The 22,998-nt window shown below is 58.3% G+C and carries 17 protein-coding genes and 5 pseudogenes; 12 read left to right on the forward strand and 10 right to left on the reverse strand.

Annotated elements, in window-relative coordinates:
* Positions 1 to 7 precede the first annotated feature (7 nt).
* The 4 genes from ACFSQT_RS03660 to ACFSQT_RS03675 form a co-directional block, all read right to left on the reverse strand.
* The gene (locus tag ACFSQT_RS03660; RefSeq protein ID WP_379017060.1) at positions 8 to 763 is read right to left on the reverse strand and encodes a nucleotidyl transferase AbiEii/AbiGii toxin family protein; all 756 of its coding nucleotides are present in this window, start codon (positions 761 to 763) and stop codon (positions 8 to 10) included.
* Complete coding sequence (locus ACFSQT_RS03665; RefSeq protein ID WP_379017061.1) at positions 763 to 1,014, reverse strand: hypothetical protein; 252 nt, start codon at positions 1,012 to 1,014, stop codon at positions 763 to 765. The genes ACFSQT_RS03660 and ACFSQT_RS03665 overlap by 1 nt, the downstream gene beginning before the upstream one ends.
* 155 nt (positions 1,015 to 1,169) lie before the next feature.
* Positions 1,170 to 1,373 (reverse strand): hypothetical protein, encoded by a 204-nt coding sequence (locus ACFSQT_RS03670; RefSeq protein ID WP_379017199.1) that lies wholly within the window; start codon positions 1,371 to 1,373, stop codon positions 1,170 to 1,172.
* A 53-nt stretch (positions 1,374 to 1,426) separates the two neighbouring features.
* A protein-coding gene (locus tag ACFSQT_RS03675) for an IS630 family transposase (protein WP_379017062.1) occupies positions 1,427 to 2,496 on the reverse strand; the annotation gives its coding sequence in 2 pieces (ribosomal slippage) (positions 1,427 to 2,010 and positions 2,010 to 2,496; 1,071 coding nt in all).
* Between the two features lie 880 nt (positions 2,497 to 3,376).
* Between ACFSQT_RS03675 and ACFSQT_RS03680 the strand changes: the two genes are divergently transcribed.
* From ACFSQT_RS03680 to ACFSQT_RS03690, 3 genes are read left to right on the forward strand one after another with little or no spacing between them, the layout of a single operon-like run.
* Positions 3,377 to 4,063: a response regulator gene (locus tag ACFSQT_RS03680; protein ID WP_379017064.1), complete on the forward strand. Its 687-nt coding sequence runs from the start codon at positions 3,377 to 3,379 to the stop codon at positions 4,061 to 4,063.
* A gap of 28 nt (positions 4,064 to 4,091) precedes the next feature.
* Positions 4,092 to 5,552: a type II and III secretion system protein family protein gene (locus tag ACFSQT_RS03685; RefSeq protein WP_167392277.1), complete on the forward strand. Its 1,461-nt coding sequence runs from the start codon at positions 4,092 to 4,094 to the stop codon at positions 5,550 to 5,552.
* A gap of 10 nt (positions 5,553 to 5,562) precedes the next feature.
* On the forward strand, positions 5,563 to 6,129 hold the full coding sequence (locus ACFSQT_RS03690; protein WP_379017066.1) for a CpaD family pilus assembly lipoprotein: 567 nt from the start codon (positions 5,563 to 5,565) through the stop codon (positions 6,127 to 6,129).
* 143 nt (positions 6,130 to 6,272) lie between these two features.
* On the opposite strand, the gene ACFSQT_RS03695 is transcribed toward ACFSQT_RS03690, so the two are convergent.
* The gene (locus ACFSQT_RS03695) at positions 6,273 to 7,466 is read right to left on the reverse strand and encodes a S8 family serine peptidase (RefSeq protein WP_379017068.1); all 1,194 of its coding nucleotides are present in this window, start codon (positions 7,464 to 7,466) and stop codon (positions 6,273 to 6,275) included.
* A gap of 266 nt (positions 7,467 to 7,732) precedes the next feature.
* A pseudogene (locus ACFSQT_RS03700) lies at positions 7,733 to 9,249 on the reverse strand (transposase).
* Positions 9,250 to 9,338: 89 nt separating this feature from the next.
* Between ACFSQT_RS03700 and ACFSQT_RS03705 the strand changes: the two are divergent.
* From ACFSQT_RS03705 to ACFSQT_RS03735, 7 genes and pseudogenes are all read left to right on the forward strand, one after another.
* A pseudogene (locus ACFSQT_RS03705) lies at positions 9,339 to 9,749 on the forward strand (DDE-type integrase/transposase/recombinase); the annotation flags it as partial.
* Between the two features lie 173 nt (positions 9,750 to 9,922).
* A protein-coding gene (locus ACFSQT_RS03710; RefSeq protein ID WP_379017069.1) for an IS630 family transposase occupies positions 9,923 to 10,992 on the forward strand; the annotation gives its coding sequence in 2 pieces (ribosomal slippage) (positions 9,923 to 10,409 and positions 10,409 to 10,992; 1,071 coding nt in all).
* Between the two features lie 519 nt (positions 10,993 to 11,511).
* Positions 11,512 to 12,987 (forward strand): coproporphyrinogen-III oxidase family protein, encoded by a 1,476-nt coding sequence (locus ACFSQT_RS03715; RefSeq protein ID WP_379017071.1) that lies wholly within the window; start codon positions 11,512 to 11,514, stop codon positions 12,985 to 12,987.
* An 18-nt stretch (positions 12,988 to 13,005) separates the two neighbouring features.
* On the forward strand, positions 13,006 to 14,199 hold the full coding sequence (locus ACFSQT_RS03720; protein ID WP_379017072.1) for a hypothetical protein: 1,194 nt from the start codon (positions 13,006 to 13,008) through the stop codon (positions 14,197 to 14,199).
* An 85-nt stretch (positions 14,200 to 14,284) separates the two neighbouring features.
* Complete coding sequence (locus ACFSQT_RS03725) at positions 14,285 to 14,767, forward strand: GNAT family N-acetyltransferase (RefSeq protein WP_379017073.1); 483 nt, start codon at positions 14,285 to 14,287, stop codon at positions 14,765 to 14,767.
* A 228-nt stretch (positions 14,768 to 14,995) separates the two neighbouring features.
* Positions 14,996 to 15,868: pseudogene (locus ACFSQT_RS03730) on the forward strand (IS110 family transposase).
* Positions 15,869 to 16,251: 383 nt separating this feature from the next.
* A pseudogene (locus ACFSQT_RS03735) lies at positions 16,252 to 16,602 on the forward strand (IS66 family transposase); the annotation flags it as partial.
* On the opposite strand, the pseudogene ACFSQT_RS03740 reads toward ACFSQT_RS03735, so the two are convergent.
* Together ACFSQT_RS03740 and ACFSQT_RS03745 are read right to left on the reverse strand one after the other, a co-directional pair.
* Positions 16,570 to 17,086, reverse strand: a pseudogene (locus tag ACFSQT_RS03740) (IS66 family transposase); the annotation flags it as partial. The pseudogenes ACFSQT_RS03735 and ACFSQT_RS03740 sit on opposite strands and share 33 nt — an antisense overlap.
* A 90-nt stretch (positions 17,087 to 17,176) precedes the next feature.
* Positions 17,177 to 17,458: a hypothetical protein gene (locus ACFSQT_RS03745; RefSeq protein WP_379017074.1), complete on the reverse strand. Its 282-nt coding sequence runs from the start codon at positions 17,456 to 17,458 to the stop codon at positions 17,177 to 17,179.
* 376 nt (positions 17,459 to 17,834) lie between these two features.
* Between ACFSQT_RS03745 and ACFSQT_RS03750 the strand changes: the two genes are divergently transcribed.
* On the forward strand, positions 17,835 to 18,071 hold the full coding sequence (locus ACFSQT_RS03750) for a hypothetical protein (protein WP_095090027.1): 237 nt from the start codon (positions 17,835 to 17,837) through the stop codon (positions 18,069 to 18,071).
* A gap of 223 nt (positions 18,072 to 18,294) precedes the next feature.
* Positions 18,295 to 19,950 carry an MFS transporter gene (locus ACFSQT_RS03755; protein ID WP_095090025.1) on the forward strand — a complete coding sequence of 552 codons (1,656 nt, stop codon included), beginning with the start codon at positions 18,295 to 18,297 and terminating at the stop codon, positions 19,948 to 19,950.
* A gap of 205 nt (positions 19,951 to 20,155) precedes the next feature.
* Here ACFSQT_RS03755 and ACFSQT_RS03760 read toward each other — a convergent pair whose 3' ends face one another.
* Both ACFSQT_RS03760 and ACFSQT_RS03765 read right to left on the reverse strand, forming a co-directional pair.
* Positions 20,156 to 21,958 (reverse strand): HrpF/NolX family T3SS translocon protein, encoded by a 1,803-nt coding sequence (locus tag ACFSQT_RS03760; protein ID WP_379017076.1) that lies wholly within the window; start codon positions 21,956 to 21,958, stop codon positions 20,156 to 20,158.
* A 303-nt stretch (positions 21,959 to 22,261) separates the two neighbouring features.
* Positions 22,262 to 22,966, reverse strand: coding sequence for a secretin N-terminal domain-containing protein (locus ACFSQT_RS03765; RefSeq protein ID WP_095090021.1), 705 nt, complete (start codon positions 22,964 to 22,966; stop codon positions 22,262 to 22,264).
* Between the last annotated feature and the right edge of the window lie 32 nt (positions 22,967 to 22,998).

Raw genomic sequence — 22,998 nt, forward strand, 5'->3', positions numbered from 1 at the left:
GTCAACCTCACCAAGGGGTCGGCGTTGTAGAAAAAGCCCCTCCCCTGCCCGGCAACGATCCGGAGGGGAGGCGACCAGGTCGGCTTGGACGATGACAACGCCTATCAAGCACAGCGATCGCAGCATCCAGACTGTTGGCGGCCGACGCTTCATAGTCGGCCATGATCATCGACTGTGCGGTGGCACGACTAACGAATTCCGGATTGAGCTTTTCCGACCGTTCCCTGGTGCGCGCGACCTGTGCGGAAACGCGCAAGGCATCGACGACTTCGCCGAGTTGCGACCGGGCAGCGGCTGCAATGTCGAAGATGTCACGAGGCCTGGCTTGGGAGCCGCGATAATAGACCTTCTTGGCAATGATTTCGGGAATGGTCTCGAGCCGAACCGCCCTCCCTTCGACATCATATGTCTTGAAGGGCGTCTTGGTCAGGACTCCGGCTACGATGAAGTCGGTTTCGCCGATGCCTTCGAAGGCGAACTTTTGAAATCGAAGCCCGTAACCCTGATAGTCCGATGGCATCGGCTCAAAGCGCAGGCGGCTTCTGGACGGGTCGATGAAGCCAAGCAGTTGCGGGTCATCGAGGAAAACATCGATGTCATGGCTTTCACGATGGCCGATCTGGATCATCATAGCCGTCCCACCGCCAAACGACCATTCGAAGTCGTGACCGCCGGCATTCTCCCGAAGCTGATCAATCAGATCGACGGCGATGCTAAAAAGCCGCCGCCATTCGGAAGGGCGCCGGCTATCGTGTTCGGCCATCACGCAGCGAGCGGATAGCTCTCGCCGGACCAGGCGGAGAACGCAGTGGCGAAGGCCTTCAGGTCGAGGACCGGGATGTGGTGCACGACAGCGAACTCGACCTGCAGTGCGAGGGGAACCTCGCCAAGAAAGGCGCTGACATGACCAGGATGCTGTTTGGCCAACTTGAGATCCGCCAGGCAATAAGCCAGACCTGCATAGTCCAGCTGTACGCTGTAGGGCCCATTCACGGTCGTCAGGACGGACGCCAAATGCTTGCTCATAATGGCTTAAGCTAAAGCTAGTTGTTTCGGGACCACCGCATAAGCTACCAACCTCTCCAGCACCTGATGGGATCAAGAATTTATTCCTTTAGCTATCGACAATGACCTCTGATTGATCTCGCCGATGTCCTTGCGCTCCTCGATCAGCCCGACGATGAAGGCTTCATGCGCATCGAGGCTGGAGGCGCGGCGGCGCGCCCTGCCCGCGGCGCGCCGGCGGTGCAAGGCGCTTCGGTGATCGTCGCAACGCCGGCCGAATCATAGCTGCGATGTTCGAGATGCTTCAAGGCGTTGACCAATCGCTCCGATACCGGCAGTTGCCAAACGATGCCAACAATCCCGCACATGTTGGCCTCCGAATTGTCCCCAGCAGTCCCAACCGACGCAGTAATACCAACGGTCAATTTGATTGACCGACGTGAGCCCATTCGCGCATTCCGATTGATGTGATGGTGTTTGGTCGTTCGATGAGCTCGCGCCAGGCCCCGCACGCGGCGTCGATGATGGCGTCGTAGCCTTCGAAGACGCGATTTGAGAGCCAGTTCTGGCGCAGATACTGCCAGACGTTCTCGACGGGGTTCAGCTCCGGCGCGCGGGGCGGCAGGAAGATTAGCGTGATGTTCTTGAGCACTTTCAGTTTGGCGGTGGTGTGCCAGCCGGCGCGGTCGAGCAGCAGAACGGCATGAGCGCGCCTGGCAACATGGCGGCTGATCTCGTCGAGATGAAGTTGCATGGCCTCCGTGTCGGCGAAGGGCAGCGCCAGCCCGGCTGCTATGCCACGCGCCGGGCAGATGGCGCCGAACAGATAGGCGCTCTTGTAGCGCTGGTCGGCCGGCTGACGGGGCCGCGTGCCGCGCCTGGCCCATTGCCGCACGATGCCATTCTTCTGGCCGATGCGGGCTTCGTCCTGGAACCAGATCTCGACCGGCTTGCCTTTGGGCAGGTCGGCCAGATGGGCGCTCAGCGTGCGCGGGAAGTTTTTTTATACGCCTCGACGATCTCGCCGTCCTGGCCCGGATGAAGTGGCCGGGCGCTGATATGGGAGAAGCCGAGCTGCTTCAAAAGCGTTCCGACGTAGCGCTCGTGATAGTCGACGCCGAAGCGTTCCTTGATGAGCCTCTGGAGATCAATGCGCCGCCAGCGCACGACGCCGTCGACGGCCCGGTCCAGCCCGGTCTCGACGATCCGTGCCAGTTCCGCCTTCTGCGACACCGACAGGCGCGGCTCCGGCCCGCCGTTCCAGGCGTCCTCGAGGCCGTCTGGACCAGCGTCGTTGAAACGGTGAACCCAATCCCGCAGGGTCTGCCGGTCCATGCCGCCGCCCCGGGCCGCATCCTCACGGCTCATCCCGTCGAGAACCGCTGCCAACGACAGCAGCCGACGGCTCTGCTTGCTATCCTTCGAACTCTTGGCCAGCCGCCGCAACTCGGCTGCCGAATAGTCCGTCCGCATCTTGATCGCTGATCCCATGGCGCGAATCCTCCTCGCCCCAATGGAATCACGGTTCCGCTCACTCCGGTATCCCAAGAGAGTCAGCCGTCAGATCCTTTAGTATAATAGAGAGGGGCGGGGCATGACCGCCTTGGGATCGATATATTAGAGCCTTGGACGATTGATGTAATTGATTATAGCAATAATTATCATTCATCTTTTGGATAGCTGACAGGCCTTTGAGGGCCCTGATCTCCATCTCCTGAGGCTCCACGCACTGATCGACCGCAAGCTCGCCGCGCGACGCGAAGATCAACCTGTCAAGCGCGAATGGCTGTTGCTACGCAAATGCAATGCCGCAGGAGTCCTACAAGCCTCGGCAGCGGCAGCCCCTGTCCAGGCCTGCCCCCAGTGTGGTTCCGACACCTCCAGTGTCGTCCCTTCTCCATCCGGTGATATTGACCGAACAGCCGCAGCGTGTCGCGATGGATGAGCTTGAGGGGGCCACGCCCCTCCCTTCGACCGGACCTGACAAGCGCTCCTACCGGCCATCATAGTTGTCGCTCAACCGGACACCCTAATTGTCGCCGCGCAATGGCAGCGTGCGCGCGAGTTGAGGTGGGTGAATATGCTAGATGCATCCATCACGTGGATGCGACCTCATTCGAACAATCGATTTGTTCAATGGGCCAGCTTCTCGATAGCTAAGCCTCAGTCATCGAATCATTGGGGGTCTGGAGGGCAACGCAAGCCTAACGAATGCGGGGGACCGCACTAGGAGGATCGATGCGCAGAGAAATCGAAATCGGGTTGCTCGCATCCCGCGCTAGTTTCGACTTCCGCGACTTCTGCTGTCGCCCCGATCTCAGAGCCCACGGTGGCGTGTGCAATGGATTGTCCTCCCTTGAAAGGAGAAGAAATGCGAACGCTGCTCGTGGATCATCATGCGGATCTTACGCACACAGTGCCAGTTGCGCTCGCGGAAAACGGCTTTGCCGTTGATGTCGTTGGTAGCCTGGACCAAGCGTCGAGTGCATTTTCTTGCGCGAGCTATGAAATTCTCCTGCTGGAGTTGGCTCTACCAGATGGCGATGGCTTGGATTGGCTGAGGCAGCTTAGGAGCGAGGGACACTCAGTTCCTGCCCTCGTTATGAGTAACCTCGACGATCTCGATAAGCGAATTGCGATTTTCAATGGTGGCGCGGACGATTTTCTGCTCAAGCCATTCTCTACCGACGAGCTTATCGCCAGAATGAGAGCCGTTCTGCGCCGGTCGACACAGAAGACCGACCCCATCATAGTATTTGGCAATCTCCACTTCGATCCAATCGGCCGAGAGGTTTCGGTTGCCGATCAACCGCTGAGGATGGCACGCCGCGAACTATGTATTCTAGAGCATCTGCTAAACCGTGCGGGCCGCATCGTGCCACGTGCGCAGTTGGAAGATCACATCTATTCGTTCAACGACGAAATATCTGGCAACGCGCTTGAAGTCGGAATCTATCGCTTACGGGGACATCTGTGCAGGTCAGGTGCAACGCCACGAATCACGACCGTGCGCGGCATTGGCTACATTCTTGAATTGACCGACGGTGTATCTGCATAGTTGGTCGAATTTGAAAGAAAAGACTGCCTTGAAAATCGTTCCAACTCGTCATCCTGACACCAATCGGCGGCCGACTCTCATCGTCGGTTCGAGACCTGCCGTCTCTCCTTACTTGGGCCATCTCCTCTGCGCGCTCGTTCTGCTATCTCCACTTTCTGCGGCTGCCCAGAACAAGCCGGATGCGGGGGCGCCCCGTGCCGCTTCCAACAGCATCAACACCACGCTGAACCTCTCCTCTTCGCTCGGCAAGACAGTTCATTTGCCGGCGCCAGCCGCGACCATCTTTGTTGCCGACCCGACGATCGCCGATTATCAGGCACCCTCGAGTAGCACCATCTTCGTCTTCGGCAAGAAATCCGGGCGAACCAGCCTGTTCGCCCTGGACAAAAACGGCGAGGCACTCGCCGAGTTACGGATTGTGGTCAGCCAACCGATCGGGGATCTGCGCGCTATGTTGAGGGACCAGGTCGGCGATTATCCGATCCGCGTCAACTATACGCCGCGCGGCGCAATCCTAAGCGGTACAGCGCCCGACGCCGAGGCCGCCGACACTGCCAAAAGGGTTACTGAGCAATTTCTCGGTGACGGTGCGCAGGTCGTCAATAACATCAAGGTCGCCGGATCCTTGCAGGTTAATCTCAGTGTGCGCGTAGCAGAGGTCTCCCGTAGCGCCATGAAGGCACTCGGCATTAACCTGTCCGCCTTCGGTCAAATCGGCAACTTCAGAGTGGGTTTGTTAAGCGGCAAAGGTGGTGGCTCTGGAGCGGCGAATGGTGGCGGTACAGCAGAAATCGGATTCGACAATGGTGCTGTCAACGTCGGCGCGGTTCTCGACGCGCTCGCCAAGGAGAACATCGCTTCGGTGTTGGCTGAGCCGAACCTTACCGCTATGTCCGGTGAAACCGCCAGCTTCCTTGCCGGCGGCGAATTTCCCATTCCTGTCCAGCAGGAAAATAGGCAAGTCTCGGTAGAGTTCCGTCACTTCGGCGTCAGCCTGGAATTCGTGCCAACCGTTCTCAACAACAACCTAATCAATATTCACGTAAAGCCGGAAGTCAGTGAACTTTCGGCACAAGGTGCCGTTGAGATCAACGGTATCTCAGTGCCAGCAGTTTCCACGCGCCGAGCCGACACGGTAGTCGAACTCGCCAGTGGGCAGAGCTTCGCAATTGGTGGTCTCATCAGGCGTAACGTCAACAATGATATCAGTGCTTTTCCATGGCTCGGCGAAATGCCGATCCTTGGCGCGCTGTTCCGCTCGTCCTCGTTTCGAAAGGAAGAGTCGGAACTGGTTATTCTGGTTACGCCCTACATCGTAAGGCCAGGCTCCAACCCCGACCAGATGAGCGCACCCACGGACCCGCCGGCGCCGACTTTGGACGCGGGAGGCACTCCGACGAATTCGTTGGCAAGTCCGCCGCCAGGCCGCGCGACTGCCCGCACCGGCGCGCCAGGCGCCAAGGGCGGTCCTGGCTTCATCATAGAATAGCTGTCGGCCAATGACGTTGCGGATCATAGTTCTCCAGATCGCTCTGACGGCAAGCGTAAGTGGCTGCACAAGCACTACGCCGATCGATGTCGAGCCATCGGCACCAATCCTTATCCGACAGGAGACCACCGTCCTGACCTTAGAGAGCCTTCGCGCTTCCGGACGGCAGCGCTTGCGTGTCTTCCTTGACAGGGCCAGTCGCGGTCGGCGCGATGCCCTCCACCTGCTTATCAGCGGGTCGTCCCAGCTCAGCGCAGAGGCAGTCCATCAGGCCAGGCAGATGGGCCTCGACGCTTACAGCATCCATTTGCTCGACCAACACGACGGTGGCGCAGTGCGAATAGAGGCGATTGTCTATCATGCCCGCCCCCCTGTCTGTCCGTCGTATTCCGGCGCTTTACTCACTGACAAGTCCTTCCACCAGCCGCTTGGCTGTTCGACGCGCCATAACCTGGCGGTAATGGTCAACGATCCGCGCGATTTGCTCGACAACAAGGCTATCGAGCCAAGCGATGGCGATCGTGCGGCCATACCAGTTGCCACATACAGGACATTCGCGACGGGTAAAGGTGGCTGACATAAGGTCTTTTCGTCTAAGCCCGGTAGACCCTCCGGCGCCAGCACATACCGTCGCGTATTGTTTATCGGTTGCATTTTGGAGCGGCACGTTGCGCCGGACGCGGCTGAACGCGGGCCCGCACTTGATCATAGAGCCGAATCTCACCGGGCATTGCGAGAGAGACCCGCGAGGCAAAATGGCACCAACTCGTCGACCGGCGCGGCCGGATCGGCATCTCTTTGAATTTTCGCCTGCAAGCTCATGCCTTCGGCGACGACCGCGGCCTGCGCGCCGCTCCACACCCGGGTGAAGACGGTTCCGCGATTTGTCTGGTTCCCGTCCGGTTGCCAGACATCGGCGGATACGCCAAGCCCGGCAACTTCGGCGGGATCAAGGATCCTCATTTTCACCGCTCGATATGATTTCCGGCCAGGAATGACCGGCGTAAACCATGCGAGCGTCGCAGACACCAAATGATCCCGGGCCTGCCCGCCTAGCGCAGCTGGGATCGGGACTAGTACATCGACGCTCCGCTCGCGGCCGAGTGAACCAACACACCAAAAGGTGGCTCGGTCCGCTGCGCACGCAACTGCATCGTCGCTATTGTAAATGCCATACCCGAGAATACGGCGGATATTGTCATTTTGGCGTGGGGCTTGACCTTGCCCAAATGGCCTGAGAAGCTGTTTGACCAACCCGGCCGCTGCATTCGGCCAACGGGCGGGGTGGACAAGCAAGGCTTTGATGAGAACCGCTCGTTGCGTGTTCGTCAGTTGCAGCAACTCCTGCCCGTAGGCCATTTCGAGAGCATCGTGGATGCGGTGCACAGTCCGGCAGGCGAGCGCGGTTGCCGCACTTGTCCCGTTCGTGAAACCCTCGGCATTCTCAAGGCCAGGTCGAGGTGGCGCCGCTACCTTTAAGCCCGCTCCTCGGCTTGGGCCCGCGGGTGCGACCGTGATGCACTGCGAGCTGCCAATCACGCGAAGATGCTCGCGTGCACCTGGCATAAGAAACTCGGGCTTGACCGAGCCGGCAAAGCCGGGGCCGAGTGCGCTGGATGGGTTTGCCGTGTCTAGTTCTGAGTAAGGATTGACGTTCGCGCGTGCCAAAGCACGCTCAGCGGCCGGCACCCAATCCAGATTGCGCGCGCCGACCGTCAATCCGTTGATCGCTTCCGACGGCGACAGCAATCGGCGGTCAGCGAGCAATGCCGCGACGGCGTTGATAACGCCTTGTGCGCGTTGTTCTGCGTTGGCGTCCTCGAATGCAATCCTGTTTGCAAATGCGGGAACAGGAAATTGAGAGGTGACATTGCCGGCGCTGACCAGAAAGAGGATGCCGAAACGGTATGCCAATCTGTCGAGAAGCCGCGCCCAAGGCGAGAGCTGCCCGCAAACGGGCGTCTGACATTCCCAAGAGAAATATTGACAATGATGACATACGGAGCGGACGGCTGGTTGCCGGCACGCATGCGCATGACCGCTTGATAGATCAAATCTATGATCAGCCTGTCGGGCTGCGGCGCGACAATGAAGCTGCGAGCGCGTATTGCCTCATCACCGAATGTTCCTGAACGATTCCTCCGTTGCCTCACCAGGATGTTCCCCGCGGCTGCGGCCGTTCAGTTGGCCATTGTCTTGACGGTCGCGACCGACGGCGACGCACCAAACACCATCGCGTGAGCCCTTTCCTTGCGCCATATCTTCACCCGGCGTTGCAGTGTGCGCAAAAGGAGATCGGGGTACTTCTCTGGGTACTCCGCCTGCAGACGCTCGAGCAGTTCCCGGCTCGTCCGCCACGGTTCTTCGTCAAACCAAGCACGCAATCGGTCGGTGACTCCTGCAAAAGGATCAGGTCGCCGCCGTTCTCGCTTTTGCTTTGGTTTCAGCTTCGCGGTGGGGCGGATTTCGCCCTCCTTCCAGGCAGTTCGCAACCCTGAGAGGAACCGATCGAGCGCGGCTCGGTCACCACGGGCGCCGGTGTGGGGGATTGATCGGCGATGGCGACAAGACGCTGTTGTGCGAATCTCATGTCCCTCAGCAGCCTGACGGGATCCAGCCGCGCATATATTTGCAACAGCTCCATTCGAACGGATTCCGGCGTCCGCCGGTCTTCCAGCAGCCGCTGGCAGGGAGTTGCAGGAGGATAATACCGCTTGCGCACCCGGGCACCGTCACGCTCCTTTTCAGCCAGCTTGAACGACGGCTGGAAGAAGTTCACGAACAGCCGCACCGTCGAATAGAGCTGCGCGAGCGCTGCGGCGGCTTCAAGTCCCTCCAGCCGGCGATAGCCGACAATGCGGCGAACAACGGCGCCGTTCTTCTGCTCGACAAATGCTTGGTCATTCTTGCGGTAAGGCCGGCAGCGGGTGAACTCGATGCCACCGTCCCGGCAGTAATCGCGCACAGTCTCATTCAGGAACACGCTGTCATTGTCCGTATCGAACCCGAGAAGTTTGAATGGCAGGAGCCGCCGCAGTTCCGTTAGCACCTCGCTCAGCAGCTTCTGCTCACGGACAAGCAGGGGAGCGCATTCCGTCCACCCGCTCGCAATGTCGGTGAGACAAAGCGTTTGAATAAAGCTGCCGCTCGTCACCGGTCCACTGTGCGCCACCAGGTCAGCTCGACAAATCCGGGCGGAGGGGTCCTGCCAGTCGGAGAAAGTACGAATCGGAATGCTCCGTCGTAGCGCCGTGGATACCGCGCTGCGGCGCCGTGCCCGTCCTCCGGCGGTCTCTCGAGCCCCGCGAAGAACACGGTCGATTGTCGCCGCGCTCATCGTCAGAAGCCGACTGCGGATTTCCGCGGTCAAACGAAGATGTCCGTGACGCTCCATCGCCTCGACCAGAATAGGAACCAGCGCCTTCAGTCGTTTGCCACAGATCCTGTCCGACGCCTCCCAGAGCACGATCAGCGCTTCACGAACGGCATCGTCATAAATGCGGCGCTCGGGTCTCGGCCCCGAACGAGACGGAGGCGGGCCCTTCCGCAACAGCCGCATTGCGTGCTTGCGGTGAAACCCGCTCACGGCAACAAATTCGTCGAGAATGCGCGCCTTTTCGGCACGGCCGACTCGCACATAGCGCTCCCTCACTGCGTCTACCAATTCATTCCGTGTCGCCACGCTTACCCGCCTCATCTGATCTGCTCCTGCCACACAACTGCTGGGAGCAGATCAGATGAGGCAACGGCTTAACATTCAGGAGCAATTCAGACGAGGCAATGCGCGATAGTTTTGTTGTTGACGCTTTGATCCAGAGCCGCCGGAACAAGAAGGCAGCCATGAAGCTGATGTGAAAGCTGCTGAAAGGACAAGGCATCACACCGCGTGTCATGATCACTAACAGGCTCAGATCCTACGACGCAGCCAAGAGGGAAATCATGCCCGGTGTCGAGCATTGTTCGCACAAAGCTCTCAATAACCGGGCGGAGAACTCGCATATGGCTGTTCGACGACGAGAGCGAGGCATGATCCGGTTCAAGTCGGCGGGGCAATACCAGCGCTTCATCTCCATCCACGGCCCGATCGCCAACCTCTTCAACCTTCACCGCAAACATCTGACAGCTGCCGGTCATCGCGATATTCGTGCTGCCGCTATGGCCGTCTGGAACGATATCGCCTTGTCGAGCGCCGCATGAACAGGGGTCGCAATCCTTTGCTGCGCCCTTCAACATTTTAAGGCGACGCTACCCGAGTTGCCCAAGAGCGGATCCTCAAACCATTGTAATACTAAAGGATCTGACGGCTGACTCTCTTGGGATACCGGAGTGAGCGGAACCGTGATTCCATTGGGGCGAGGAGGATTCGCGCCATGGGATCAGCGATCAAGATGCGGACGGACTATTCGGCAGCCGAGTTGCGGCGGCTGGCCAAGAGTTCGAAGGATAGCAAGCAGAGCCGTCGGCTGCTGTCGTTGGCAGCGGTTCTCGACGGGATGAGCCGTGAGGATGCGGCCCGGGGCGGCGGCATGGACCGGCAGACCCTGCGGGATTGGGTTCACCGTTTCAACGACGCTGGTCCAGACGGCCTCGAGGACGCCTGGAACGGCGGGCCGGAGCCGCGCCTGTCGGTGTCGCAGAAGGCGGAACTGGCACGGATCGTCGAGACCGGGCCGGGCCGGGCCGTCGACGGCGTCGTGCGCTGGCGGCGCATTGATCTCCAGAGGCTCATCAAGGAACGCTTCGGCGTCGACTATCACGAGCGCTACGTCGGAACGCTTTTGAAGCAGCTCGGCTTCTCCCATATCAGCGCCCGGCCACTTCATCCGGGCCAGGACGGCGAGATCGTCGAGGCGTATAAAAAAACTTCCCGCGCACGCTGAGCGCCCATCTGGCCGACCTGCCCAAAGGCAAGCCGGTCGAGATCTGGTTCCAGGACGAAGCCCGCATCGGCCAGAAGAATGGCATCGTGCGGCAATGGGCCAGGCGCGGCACGCGGCCCCGTCAGCCGGCCGACCAGCGCTACAAGAGCGCCTATCTGTTCGGCGCCATCTGCCCGGCGCGTGGCATAGCAGCCGGGCTGGCGCTGCCCTTCGCCGACACGGAGGCCATGCAACTTCATCTCGACGAGATCAGCCGCCATGTTGCCAGGCGCGCTCATGCCGTTCTGCTGCTCGACCGCGCCGGCTGGCACACCACCGCCAAACTGAAAGTGCCCAAGAACATCACGCTAATCTTCCTGCCGCCCCGCGCGCCGGAGCTGAACCCCGTCGAGAACGTCTGGCAGTATCTGCGCCAGAACTGGCTCTCAAATCGCGTCTTCGAAGGCTACGACGCCATCATCGACGCCGCGTGCGGGGCCTGGCGCGAGCTCATCGAACGACCAAACACCATCACATCAATCGGAATGCGCGAATGGGCTCACGTCGGTCAATCAAATTGACCGTTGGTATAAGGTGAACACGATCCGTTCGATGCGCCCGATTTCGCGCAAGGCGGATGCCAGACTGTTCTGCTGCCGGTAGGCGGATAAATAGCTTCTTCAGGAAAGTGAAGATGTCGTGTTCAGCCGTGTCCGGTTGAAGACGCGTATGTCCGAAAGCCGACTTTGAGGCGCAGTCGGCGCGGCGATGCACTGGTTTTCGGGTCTTTCAGGCAAGGGCCGCACAAAAGTCTTTGTTGGCACGTCTATTGCGAGGAGGCGGTAGTGGATCCGCACGACCGCGCGCGGTCTCCCAGTCGCCGCAATAGTTCAAATGAAACCTCCTCGATTGATCTAAATCAATGCCATAGACGCTGCGCTGTTGAGCGCGTTCCCGCCAGAGCCTTTGCCGCATCAACAGGGAGGAATACGGATCGCTGATCGAAATGCACTGCTTGGCCCAAGCAGAAAACACCGATGTAGTAGCGCGAATGCACATCACGCATCACCTCCACACGAAAGCTTAAGGAGTCCTAAAGAATGCACGCGCCGAGCTATTCCGAGGCCTTGGAACTTGCGATCGATCGTTCGTACGACATCAATCTAGATATGCTGAGGTCGCAGAATTTGCATCTTGACACGCACAACGATTATCTCGTTGGTACATATCCTCCCCTCAAGGCAATGAGCAACCTGAGTAGCGAGCAATTGTTGGCTCAGATTGCCTCGTCGATCGACCTCTATTTCCACATTCCTTTCTGTAATCAGCATTGCACCTTTTGCCACTTCGCCAAGGAAATCAATCCATCCTCCGAGCGAGTGGAACGATATTTGTCGGCCTTAGATAAAGAGATGAGTTGGTCAGACGCGGCGCTCGCTGGCAAAGCTATTGAGACTGCTTTTTTTGGGGGTGGCACCCCCTCATTTTTGACCAACCATCAACTAAAAACGCTGTTTGGTATAATCGACAAGCGATTTGATTTATCGAAATCCGAAGTGAGTTTCGAATTGCATCCCTCACTTGTAAAGCATGATGATGCTGCGGATCGCGTGTCCACTTTACTTAGTGGCGGTGTAAATCGCCTCGTTCTTGGCGTTCAAACTCTGGATCGAAATATTTTGCGCATATTAAACCGTGGGCATGGTGTAGATGAGGTGGTCCGGACCGTAAAATTACTTAATGATATGGGCGCTGAGAACCTATCCCTTGACTTGATGTATGGGTTGCCGGAGCAAACGCTCCGGAGCTGGTACGACTCACTTATCGGCCTATTGGACATGGGAATAGAGAAGTTCAATATATTCCCATTGATGTTTAAATCGACGGATCCCATAGCTCGCCAATTGGCCAGAGGACGATATCAATTCGCGGGAGCTAAGGAGCGCATCGTAATGCATTTCATGGCGGAGCACATCCTCACCAGCCTTGGCTATCGACATGGACCGATTTTCTACTGGACTAAGAGGCCGCAGCCACACTCCGTTCAACAGCGTCGCAAATACGATTCCTGGAACGACAATAATCTTGTTCCGTTTGGGCTTGGCGGATTTGGCTACATGAGCCAGTGCCAGTTCTATAACGAAGCAGATTTAGATCGCTATCTATCTAGAGTTGAAGCGGGCGAAAAACCAGTGTGGAAAGGTGCTGTACTGTCGCACGACGATCTCATGCGCAGAACATTGATGTTTGCCTTGCGAAGCAGCGGGGTGTCGCTCTCCCGCTTCGAGGGACAATTTGGAGTGTCGATTGAAAAATACTTTGGCCGCGAGCTTGAACTTTTAAGCAAGGCGGGACTCGTCCGCATCTCAAACGACGGCGTGCTTTCATTAACTGCGGCCGGCATTATCAATTCGGGCGCAATATCGCTGCTGTTTTTCTCGGACAATGTGCTTGAGCGGGTCGCGTACAACGATAGCAGAATAACAGACAAACGAACTGACCTGCTCGAAAAACACGATTACTCGCCGGCGGCGAGATATGGGTCAAGTGCAGAAATGCAAGCTGTCTTTCGGTGAATCGGGGGGCGCTCGTCAATGGTCACCAAGTTGTCCTTTTCCAAGCCGGAACAGCCGCTTTATCGGGCGCAGGGGATATTTTCTCATCAGAGCGATAGCATTGATCGCCGGGAGCGAAAACGCCCCTTTGGGCCTCTCAGCAATTTTGTCGCCGATCAGCTGCCGCACTGTATCGCGGAGATCAAAGCCAGTGCACGACCTGGTGAAGCGGTTAAGGCACTTGGGCGTAGCATTAACGCAATGATTGCGGAGACGGACTATGAGGCGCAGCTGCTGAATCTGCCCCAATCCGAGTTCGGGGTCGCTAAGACAGATATCCAGTATCTCGTTAATTGTGCTTATCAGATGTCTGCGTTTGCCGGCCTTCATTCCGTTGATGCCGAGTTGACGGTGGGAGAGGCACTGAGGCAACTTGCACGCGTAAGTCGGCAGCGGCAGCCTAGCATTGATGTCCTCTCCTATGAAGATATGATCCTTACGAATCCGTTGCAGAGCGATCCACGCGTATATTGCCTCGGGTCGGTCGGGGTCGAGGAGCGAGATTTTTGCCTTGGCCATCAACTCATTGAGAGTGAATTACAGTCGGCAATAGACGCTCTACTCGCTTTGCGTGATGCGGTCGGGGCGGACGCGCGTCAATGTCTTGCGGTATGCGTGGAGCGCCTTGAGTCAGCAAATTATGTTCTGGCGCGTTTTTATGAACATATGTCGCCCGATCTATTTGGCCAATTTCGTGTATTTTACGGAAAAAACCCTTACAAGGATAGGCTGGGCCCAAGCGGCCGTTTCTCTGCCCGCATCGTCGCGGTCTCGGTGCTACTGATCGGTGAAGAACTCTTCCATCAGAAACCGCAATTCTATATGGATGTGTATCGGTTGTCAGAATACTATCCACAGGGATGCATCCAGGAGGTATTTCGCTGGTTGTCGCCAGACAAGGGCGGCTCGGGGCTCCAGCCAAGCTGGCTAGAAGGGAAAGCGGACTTCCCTAAGTTCGCAACCATCTTGCCCGTCATCGAGCGCCACGGCAGTGAAACTAGAAAGCTGCTCGCGTCCTGTGTTTGTGCGCTGGATCAGTTTAGCCGGATGCACCGCAGTACGGCGTTAAAGTATACAATCGAACCTGGCCGCCCAATTGTCGGAGTCGAGACTTCGGAAAGTGTTGAAGCTGTCCTTTCACAGCGGCTGCTAATGGCGGCGCGTCAAAGCTAACGCGGTATTTGCCCCGGCAAAAACATGTCACGACGCCAGACGCGCCGACGTCCGACGTCCGACGTCCGAAAAAAGGTGATGGTCGATGTCTCAAGACGGAGTGATCTTTCGTCGGTTCGAGTCAGGGGATGCCGATGATGTATGGCATCTGCATAGAAGCGCCTCTGAGGCAGTTGGTGTGCGCGGCCCGGAAGGAACATGGGAGGATGATTTGCGTAATGTCGGGGAAGTATACATCGCGTCAGGCGGAGACTTCGTAGTTGCGCATATCGGCCCCCAACTCGCTGCAATGGGTGGATTGAAACCCGTTGACAACGATGTCGCACAGCTGAAGCGTTTGCGGGTCGATCCCGCCTTTCAACGACGAGGGCTTGGAAGGAGAATACTTAGTGAATTGGAATCGCGAGCTGTTTCTCTGGGATTCAAGTGGATAAAGCTCGACACGACAAAGAGCCAAGTAGGAGCTCAAAGAGTTTATGAGACGGCTGGATATACGCGCTGCGCGGAAGGGATGTTGCACGGACATCCAGTGATCTTCTACGAGAAGCGGCTCGCCGGTCCGGATTGACCTATCTCATATGATCGATGAGGCTGTGAGCCGATGCTGACGTCGGTGCACGCCATAACGTCATGGTCACAACCCAAATTTCGCGTGGAGGTCAATCGTAAGAACGCGCCCGTTTCGTAAGACCTTATGTCCTTTCTGGTTGCCGGCTATGAGGTCGTTCGCCCTACACTGGCAGTGTTGAAACGAGGGTTGCTCGTCGAGCCTATCCTCATGCCAGGAGGACGAACCATGGAAGAATATAGCGAAGTTTTCGTAGGATTGGATGTTGCGAAGGATCGGCATGCTGTTGCTCTCGCCGAGAGCGGGCGTACCGGCGAGGTTCGGTATGTCGGAGAGATATCGTCCGATAGTGCGTCAGTACGCCGCCTCGTCCGCAAGCTCGGACGCCCGGGTGTACGATTGAGATTTTGCTATGAGGCTGGACCCACCGGATACGGTCTGAAGCGGGAGATCGAAGCGCTTGGCTACGAGTGCGCCGTGATTGCTCCGTCTCTGATCCCGCGCAAGCCTGGCGATCGGGTCAAGACCAACCGCCGCGATGCCGAGAAACTTGCGTGGCTGTTCCGCGCCGGTGAGCTGACGGAGATCTGGACACCTGACGCTGCCCATGAGGCTATGCGGGACCTGATCCGCTCCCGCGAGGCGGCGGTGAAGGATCGAACCCGCAAGCGGCAGGAGATTCGATCCTTGCGACATGGCAAGATTTATTCGGGCTTGAAATCGGCGATGTACGCCGCTTTGCCAACCCGCGACAACTGATGGCTTATCTCGGACTTGTCCCCTCGGAGCGCTCGACCGGGGACGCCGTGCGACGGGGCGGTATCACCAAGGCTGGGAATGCCCGAGTGCGCGTCTTGGCCGAGAGCGCCTGTACTTACCGCTATCCGGCCAGACTGGGGAAAAGAAAATACCTCGAAAGCCGCCACATGCCTGAAGGTGCGACACATAGCGTGGAACGCACAGGCGCGCTTGACCAAGCGCCACAGGGCCCTGATCGCGCGTGGCAAGCGCAGCACCGTGGCTGTCACCGCAATAGCTCGGGAACTCGCTGCTTTCATGTGGGCCATCGCCCGAGCGGATGAGCAGCAGGCAGGAACCTGATCCTCGGTCGCGACGAAATAATCATCGCGCCTATCGGCGGGGACGTGGCATTGAATGGGGAATTCCCGGCATCGCTTTGTGGCCGGCAATGCCGACGCCCGTTGTAAGAGAGGGACCAGCCCCGGACGAATACATGGACATGCGGTAACCAACCCGCGTATCAGAGCTTGTTCACCCGCGTCCCAGGCCAAGTCTCCACCGATAGGCGCTCAGTCAATGAGAAACCGACCGAGGAAATCGGTGTCGGGTGGGATTACTGCGCAGATCGCGCCTTGCAAAAGGACATCAGAGCGATGCGCCAAGGCACCTTGCATGTTCCAATGTCATGGCGCGAAAGCTCCATGTTTATCGGCCTATTGCAAGGTGCCTTGGCGCATCGCTTACTGTCCTACGAGCGGCTGCAGGGCGCGTTCGCGGACCTTTTCGGTCTTGCCGTCAGCCAGGGCGGCCTGATGAACATGCTGCGTCGCGCCCAGGGCGCCTTCATGGCCGAGCGCGATAACGCGATCATGGCGTTGCGTCGGGCCAGTGTCGTCGCCTGCGACGAGACCGGGGTGCGGATCGAGGGAAGCAATTCATACCACTGGGTGTTCCGCTGCCCGGAGGCGGTCGTCCATCGGGCCGCTCCGACACGCGGCGCCATCGTGGTGCCGACCCTGATGGACAGGCATCGACCCGACGTGTGGTGTTCCGATCGCTTTGGCTGCGGGCCATCGCTTAGCGATGCGCATCAAGGTCTGGGAGAGCCAGACGAGTGGGTCGACGCCATTCATTTTACAGGTTTGCAGAAGTGTCGCGACGGTCGCCCAAGTGCGTCCACCGCCCTCGCTTCCAGCGAAGAGACTATTTTTTCTCGTAATTGTCTGGGGCCTGATTGCACGCTCGACGATATTGGAGTCGATCTCGATACGACCGTCCATCAGAAAGCGTTCCGGCGCCTCCCGCCGGGTGAGCGCGTAGCGGATCGCCTCGGCAGTCTTGGATTTTCCGGAGACCTTGTGCAGTTCTTTTTTCCCACAGGTCGAAGAGGCTCGCGACAATGGCCGCGGACTTTTCCTAACGCAGCGCGGCCCGGCTTCCAGCATCCTTGCCGCGAACCTCGTCCTCGACCTTCCACAATTCGGTCATGGCGGTGATCGTTGCCGTCCCGGCCTGTGAGATCCCGCTGATGTGCAGATCGTAAAACTTGCGCCGCAGATGCGCCCAGCACCCTGCGAGAGACCGGTAACTTCTCTGGGGTTATGCGGCTCGAAGTAGAGGCGGTTTGGGCTTGAACAGTGAAGGCACCTGCGGCTCTGACTGTCGAAATCAGCAGGCTTCCCAGTCGCGCCGCAATTCCATCAGTTCAGGCGTCGCCCGATCGGGGCAGATTTCCTTGAGCGGAGCGAATGCGCCGTCCATTCCCGGATGGCAATCCCGATACAGCATCCATCGTGGATTGCGAGCCTCCACCGTGCCAAACACCGTTCGAATTCGGCGTGTCGTGTAGTCCTTGACCGGCCGAAAGGTATGGCAGTCCGGACATACCCGGCGAAACAAGGCGTAAGTCTCCGCCTCCTGAGTGACCACCGCCTTCTGCAAGGCGACCATGATCTTCTTGCCATCATCGACCGACAGGCCGAGATCACCGTCGCACAGACGCTACTCGCTCTTATCGATTCGGACTTCTTGACAGACAAACGTCACCGAAGTCGTTCTTCCCCTCGATCGAGATCGTCCATTCCATCGCCTTCAACGCCTCCTTGAACAAAGCGCGGTGATGGCCAATCGGCGCTAACAAATCGTATCCGTACTGACCCCAGAGAAATTACCGGTGTCACGGCGCTTGCCTCAGAGTCGAGAGAAAGCACATAGGAACCAGGGGCAAGACCGCTGCTGATACTGCGAAGCTGCCTGCAAGCGCCTGACAAGACCGGTTCTGTGGGGGGCGTAATTCACCCCAGTAAGTGTGTACTCGGTGGTAGCATTGTCCCTGATTGGTCAGGAGCCGAAGATCCGCACGGTTCTAGCGACCACTGCCCGTTTCACGGAAAACAAGAAGCGGGTCGCCCATATCCATTCAAGCGACATCAGCGTAGGCGGCCTGCCCGAGCAGGTCAATGACTGGGAACGGCAAAGTCTCATCCTATCTTTTCATATCAATTCGCGTATTCCAGCGCATAATCCAAGGTTCGGCAACCGGGAGAACTCCGGGATAATCTGACCCCGGGTCCGCTCCATTCCTGAGCGCCTCTGCGGCCGGCCGGCTCCTCTAGCGCCGCAGGTATTCTTCGGCGGCAAAACTATAGATGTCTCGCTCGTGTCGAACGGTGCGCCGACGCCTGAAAAAATTTCCCTCGGCATCATCTCTCAGCCCATGGCCGCCACGGTCCAGTCGAGATTACATGCGAGAGCGGCCGATAAACGGAAAGCAAAGGCTTGCAAAGATGAGTGGTGTGGCTGGCTCTGATGAAGATTTTGCTGCGCCATCGACATTTGCGCCACTCATGCAGCCGACCTTTCGTTCGATCTGGCTCGCCACGCAGGTTTCCAGTCTCGGCTGGCTGATGCAGACTGTTGCCATCAGCTGGCTGATGGCGACGATCTCGACTTCCGACTTGATGGTTGCGCTGGTCCAGGCTTCGTCGACGCTGCCTGCGTTCATATTGTCTGTCTTCGCCGGGGCGCTCGCCGACAATTTCAGCCGTCGCAGGGTCATGTTCGCCGGCCGGTCCCTTATGGTGGTAGCCTCTGCGATGCTGACTGCTTTAGTGGCGCTGGGCTTTGTCGACCCGTGGATGATCCTCGGCTTCAGCTTCTTGATCGCATGTGGCGGAGCTCTCAACGATCCCGCCTGGCAAGCTTCGGTTGGCGATATCGTGCACCGACGCGATATTCCCGCTGCCGTTACGCTGCTTTCCGTGGGCTTCAACACGGTACGCACCGTAGGTCCGGCGCTGGGCGGCATCGTGGTTGCCTCGTTTGGGCTTTTGGCAGCTTTTACTGTGACCACCCTCACCTATTTGGTACCCTTGGCCACCATATGGCGCTGCAAGTGGAAGGTTCGCTCTTCACCTCTGCCGCGTGAATCGATGAGGACGGCGATCTACGACGGAGTTCGCTTCACGGCGATGTCGTCCGAAATCAAGGCGGCGATCGCCCGCGGAACCCTCTTTGGCCTGGCGAGCATTGCCATACTCGCGCTGCTGCCCCTGATCGTGCGCGATCAGTTGGGAGGAGGACCACTCGCCTATGGCACGCTCATGGCCGGCTTCGGGACAGGCGCCGTCTTCGCCGGCATCTCCAACAGCAGGTTCAGACGGAGCTTGTCGCAGGAACGGCTGATGACACTGGCCTGCGTCGCCTGCGCGGCGTGTTCCCTCTCCCTTGCCCTGAACTCTTCGATTGCAGTGGCGGCAATTGCACTCGCCTTGGGCGGCGCGGGGTGGGTCACAGCCTGGTCCGGGGTTGGCGTGAGCGTGCAGCTGGCGAGCCCGCGCTGGGTCGTGGGGCGCACGATCTCGATTTACTATGCATTGATAGATGGCGGGATCGCGGCCGGCAGTTGGGTGTGGGGCACGGTGGCCGAAAACCATTCGCTGACCTGGGCGCTGGAAGGCTCCGCTGGAGCTCTGCTGCTGGTCGCTGCAGCCGGAGTGCTGTTTCCTCTGCGTGAGCGCTGCGATTCCGAGCCCGACCCTTTAGAGGAATTCGACGCTCCCGCGGTCGCGCTTGATGTGAAGCCAAGAAGCGGTCCTATCGTTGTCAAGGTCGAGTATCTGATATCCGAGAAAAACCTTGAGGCTTTCCTCGATCTCATGAGCGAGCGCCGGCACGTGCATAGCCGCGTCGGCGCGCGGCAATGGACACTCCAGCGTAATCTTCAGAAACCTATGCAATGGACAGAAACATTCCGCACGCCGACCTGGACCGACTACCTTCGCCTCAACCATCGTCTCACGACCGCAGACAAGCAACTGGACGAACGCGTTTGCCAACTGCATGCGGGGGAGCACCCACCCCAAATGACGCTTTCGATTGAGCGGCCGACAAGCTCGGCCCGCAAACCCGAGCAGTCAGTCCTTCACGTTCCCCGTCATTGAAGCTAAACTGTCAAATATCGGGGCACCAGCGATAGCGAAGGTATGGCGCTCGAGAACGAGCGTTGAGTGTTCGAAGCATCTCAGCCAGGCGCCCAAGCAGGACCTGCTCCAGACTTGGACTAGAGAGCGTGTATTCCGATCTTCCCAGGCGCGCTGAGCTGACTGATGAAAGGACGCAGTGCGGTGAGGAAGTCGAATTTGCTGGTCAGGCCGAGCTCTGAGACGGCCCAGAGTCGGTCGCAAGTCTTTCTTGCAGGTTGTTCAAATAATCTACCGCATAGGTTTGCGCCGTGGAAAGCGGTAGATTGATGCCGGCCGTCGCGGCCTCTTCAATCGCCTTCTTGACGAGCCCGTTGCGGATTGCCAGTTTGACCTCGGGCCCAGCGACAAGGCTGACAGCCTGCGCCGCCAAGTTGATGCCGGCTTCTGCCAGCGCGTGCATCATATTGCCTCCGCTAATGGCTGTATGTAGGATGTTCGCCGCTTGCGACTCCCACTCGAGGGCCATCGATGCGAGATCGGCTATTTTTCCCAGGCCCGGAACGAAGCTGAGCAAGCCCACCGCCGTTGCGGCCGTGTCAAGCAGGCCAGAGGCTTCCTTGCAAACGCCGTCGACTATATGCATGAAGATGCCGCCGTTCTTTTTGGCTGACTTGATCTCAGGCTGGTCCGCCAGGCCCATCGTCATGTCCGCGACAGCGTCCTGCTCCGCAGCGGTTTTGGGCACATGGATCTTTGGCTGTTGAATGGTTTGGTTCGCCGACGACATGTTGGTGTAGAAGTGGGCAAAATCTTTTTTGCTGACGTCACCAGAATCGACTGTATGTCCGCCGCCGAAGTCGAAGACTTTATTATGGGTCTTGTAGCCGGTGATCGAATTGTTGAGCAGACCGAACAACAGAGGATCTGAAAGGAGCTGCGACGCCGTTTTCCGTACTCCCGGATCAAGGCTCTTGTCGTCCGCCATGCTCGCCAGCTTGTCACGAGTCATGACACCGCTTCCAAAGAAAGCGTCCTGATGGCTATTCATCGTCTCGAGCGTATTCAGCTCGGCTTGCGTGAGGCTCATCGACGATGAGGCGACTTGCAGGAAGTCCTCTTTATGGACCTTATCTATAGCACCGCCGTACAACTGTTTCCAGGCATCCGGGTGATTGACAAAGTATTGAGCCGCCGCAATGACCTGGGGCGGACATTTGACGGTTTTCGCTTTGCCGTCGACGATCTGATTGAAATCAGCCAGACTCAGGTTCTTGGGCAGGCTTTCAGAGTACCGGTAAAGCTCGCGCAAGGCATCGCTCAAGGTCATGACCGAAGGCTGAGCATTTCCAGTGCTATCGGATGGAATGTAGTTCTGCTCGTAGCTTTGCGCCTGCCGCTCCTGAAACTCGGCAACTTGTGAATGATGGCTGGAGAACCCAGACAAATCTTTCGGCTCGATCCTGCCTCCACAGCGGCCGTCCCCCTGCGAGCCGATCGCGTAAAAGAGTTCTGGATCCTGCTGCAGTGCCTTGAGCGCCGCTTTCAAATCCGGTGGCGCAGAGGGCAGATTGGCTTGGGCATCGAGCTTGTCCCACCAGATTGGGGTGTCCTTGTGACGGTTAAGCACTGCCACAATCTGCAACTCAGCCTCGGTCAGGGAGCCGCCGTCCCAGGTGATTCTTGAGCTTTTCACCGGCACCGGCGGGACGGAAGGGGGCTCGATTGCAGAGGGCTGGAGATCCTGATCCATCGATTCAATTGCCGCCCTCATATGTGGCGGCAGCAGGTCCAATGGGTGCTGACGCAAATCTTCCATCGACGACTCGAGATCCGAAGCCTGCCGGTCCCGGAGCGCCGCAGGTTCGGTCTCACCTTGCAGCGAGTAAGAGGACAGCATTGCGTCGAAGAAGGATGCGCCTTGCTGAGCCTGGGCGGACATAGGCGCAGAAGGTGTCCGGCCCGACCAGGCCTGCACTGACTGTGCGGTATTTGAGCTGTTGGATGGTGAAAGGTTGCTGGCCGACATTGTGCACCCTCAGGCGTGACGTTGAAATTCCCACAAGGGCCTGATGTGAGGCCAATGCGCTCACGAACGCGACAATTCCGAGCGTCGGCCGGGTCCCAATGCCCTAGCCGTGCTTTTAATTGATCCGCTCCTTGCTAGCCCCAAGGCTCAATTCCAGCACAGTGCCGGCGATATCTTTGGAGTTGCCGGTTCTAATCATGAACGGCTTAGCTTTCGATAAACTGACGAGCTTCACACGAATTCACACTCAGGAGGTGGCGGTCGTGATCTTTTTCTTCAGAAGCTACGGCGTTTGCTCCGATGTCAGTTCTGGTTCCGCTCAGGCTTCCCGGCGACGCCGTCCTGTTGCGGCACGACAGAGGAGTAAGACGCTTCCGGTTGCCCGTCGCGGACGACCATGGTGGAAGAGCCTCGAAACAATATCAGCACCGATTCTCTTGGCGGCGTCTCCACGGCGCGGGGCTGCGCCTGGGCCTCCGCCACCAGGCCGTTGAACGTCTGTTCCACCAGCGCCATGAAGCGTGGAGGACCGGAAACCAGGACGAGGCCATTTCCGGGCGCAGGTCGCATGACATAGCGCTCATCGGAGATGCCAAGCTCATCGAGGGCCGCCTTGAACCCATCGAAGCCAACCGAAGTCAGCACAAGCATCCGAGTCTGCGCTTCTTTTGCAGCGGACACATAAAGCACCATCCCATCATAATACCATTGGAGATCATACAGGTCGGTCAAGCGGTCGAGGAACTCGCGCGGTGGTAAATCCGGCATACGCCCGCGAATCCGCCCCTTCACCTCCGGGCTGATGTTGAGCCTGATATTCAGGTTGTTGCCGAATTGCTGCAACGCTGCAGAGAGATCCTGATCTAGAACCGTATATCTATAGGGCGTCGAGGGAAGCGACAGAGGCGCACCCACAGTGGTGTGGATACCGGTGGGGAGAAAAAACCCGACACAGAGAAGTATCTTCAAAATGTGCAGGGCGGTGGATTGGATGAGCGTTCTCGGCATCTGGTCTTGATAAACCAAAGGCTGAAACTCTC

Origin of the sequence: Mesorhizobium calcicola (genome assembly GCF_042682105.1) — a bacterium.
In the GTDB taxonomy this organism is placed as follows: Bacteria; Pseudomonadota; Alphaproteobacteria; order Rhizobiales; family Rhizobiaceae; genus Mesorhizobium; species Mesorhizobium calcicola.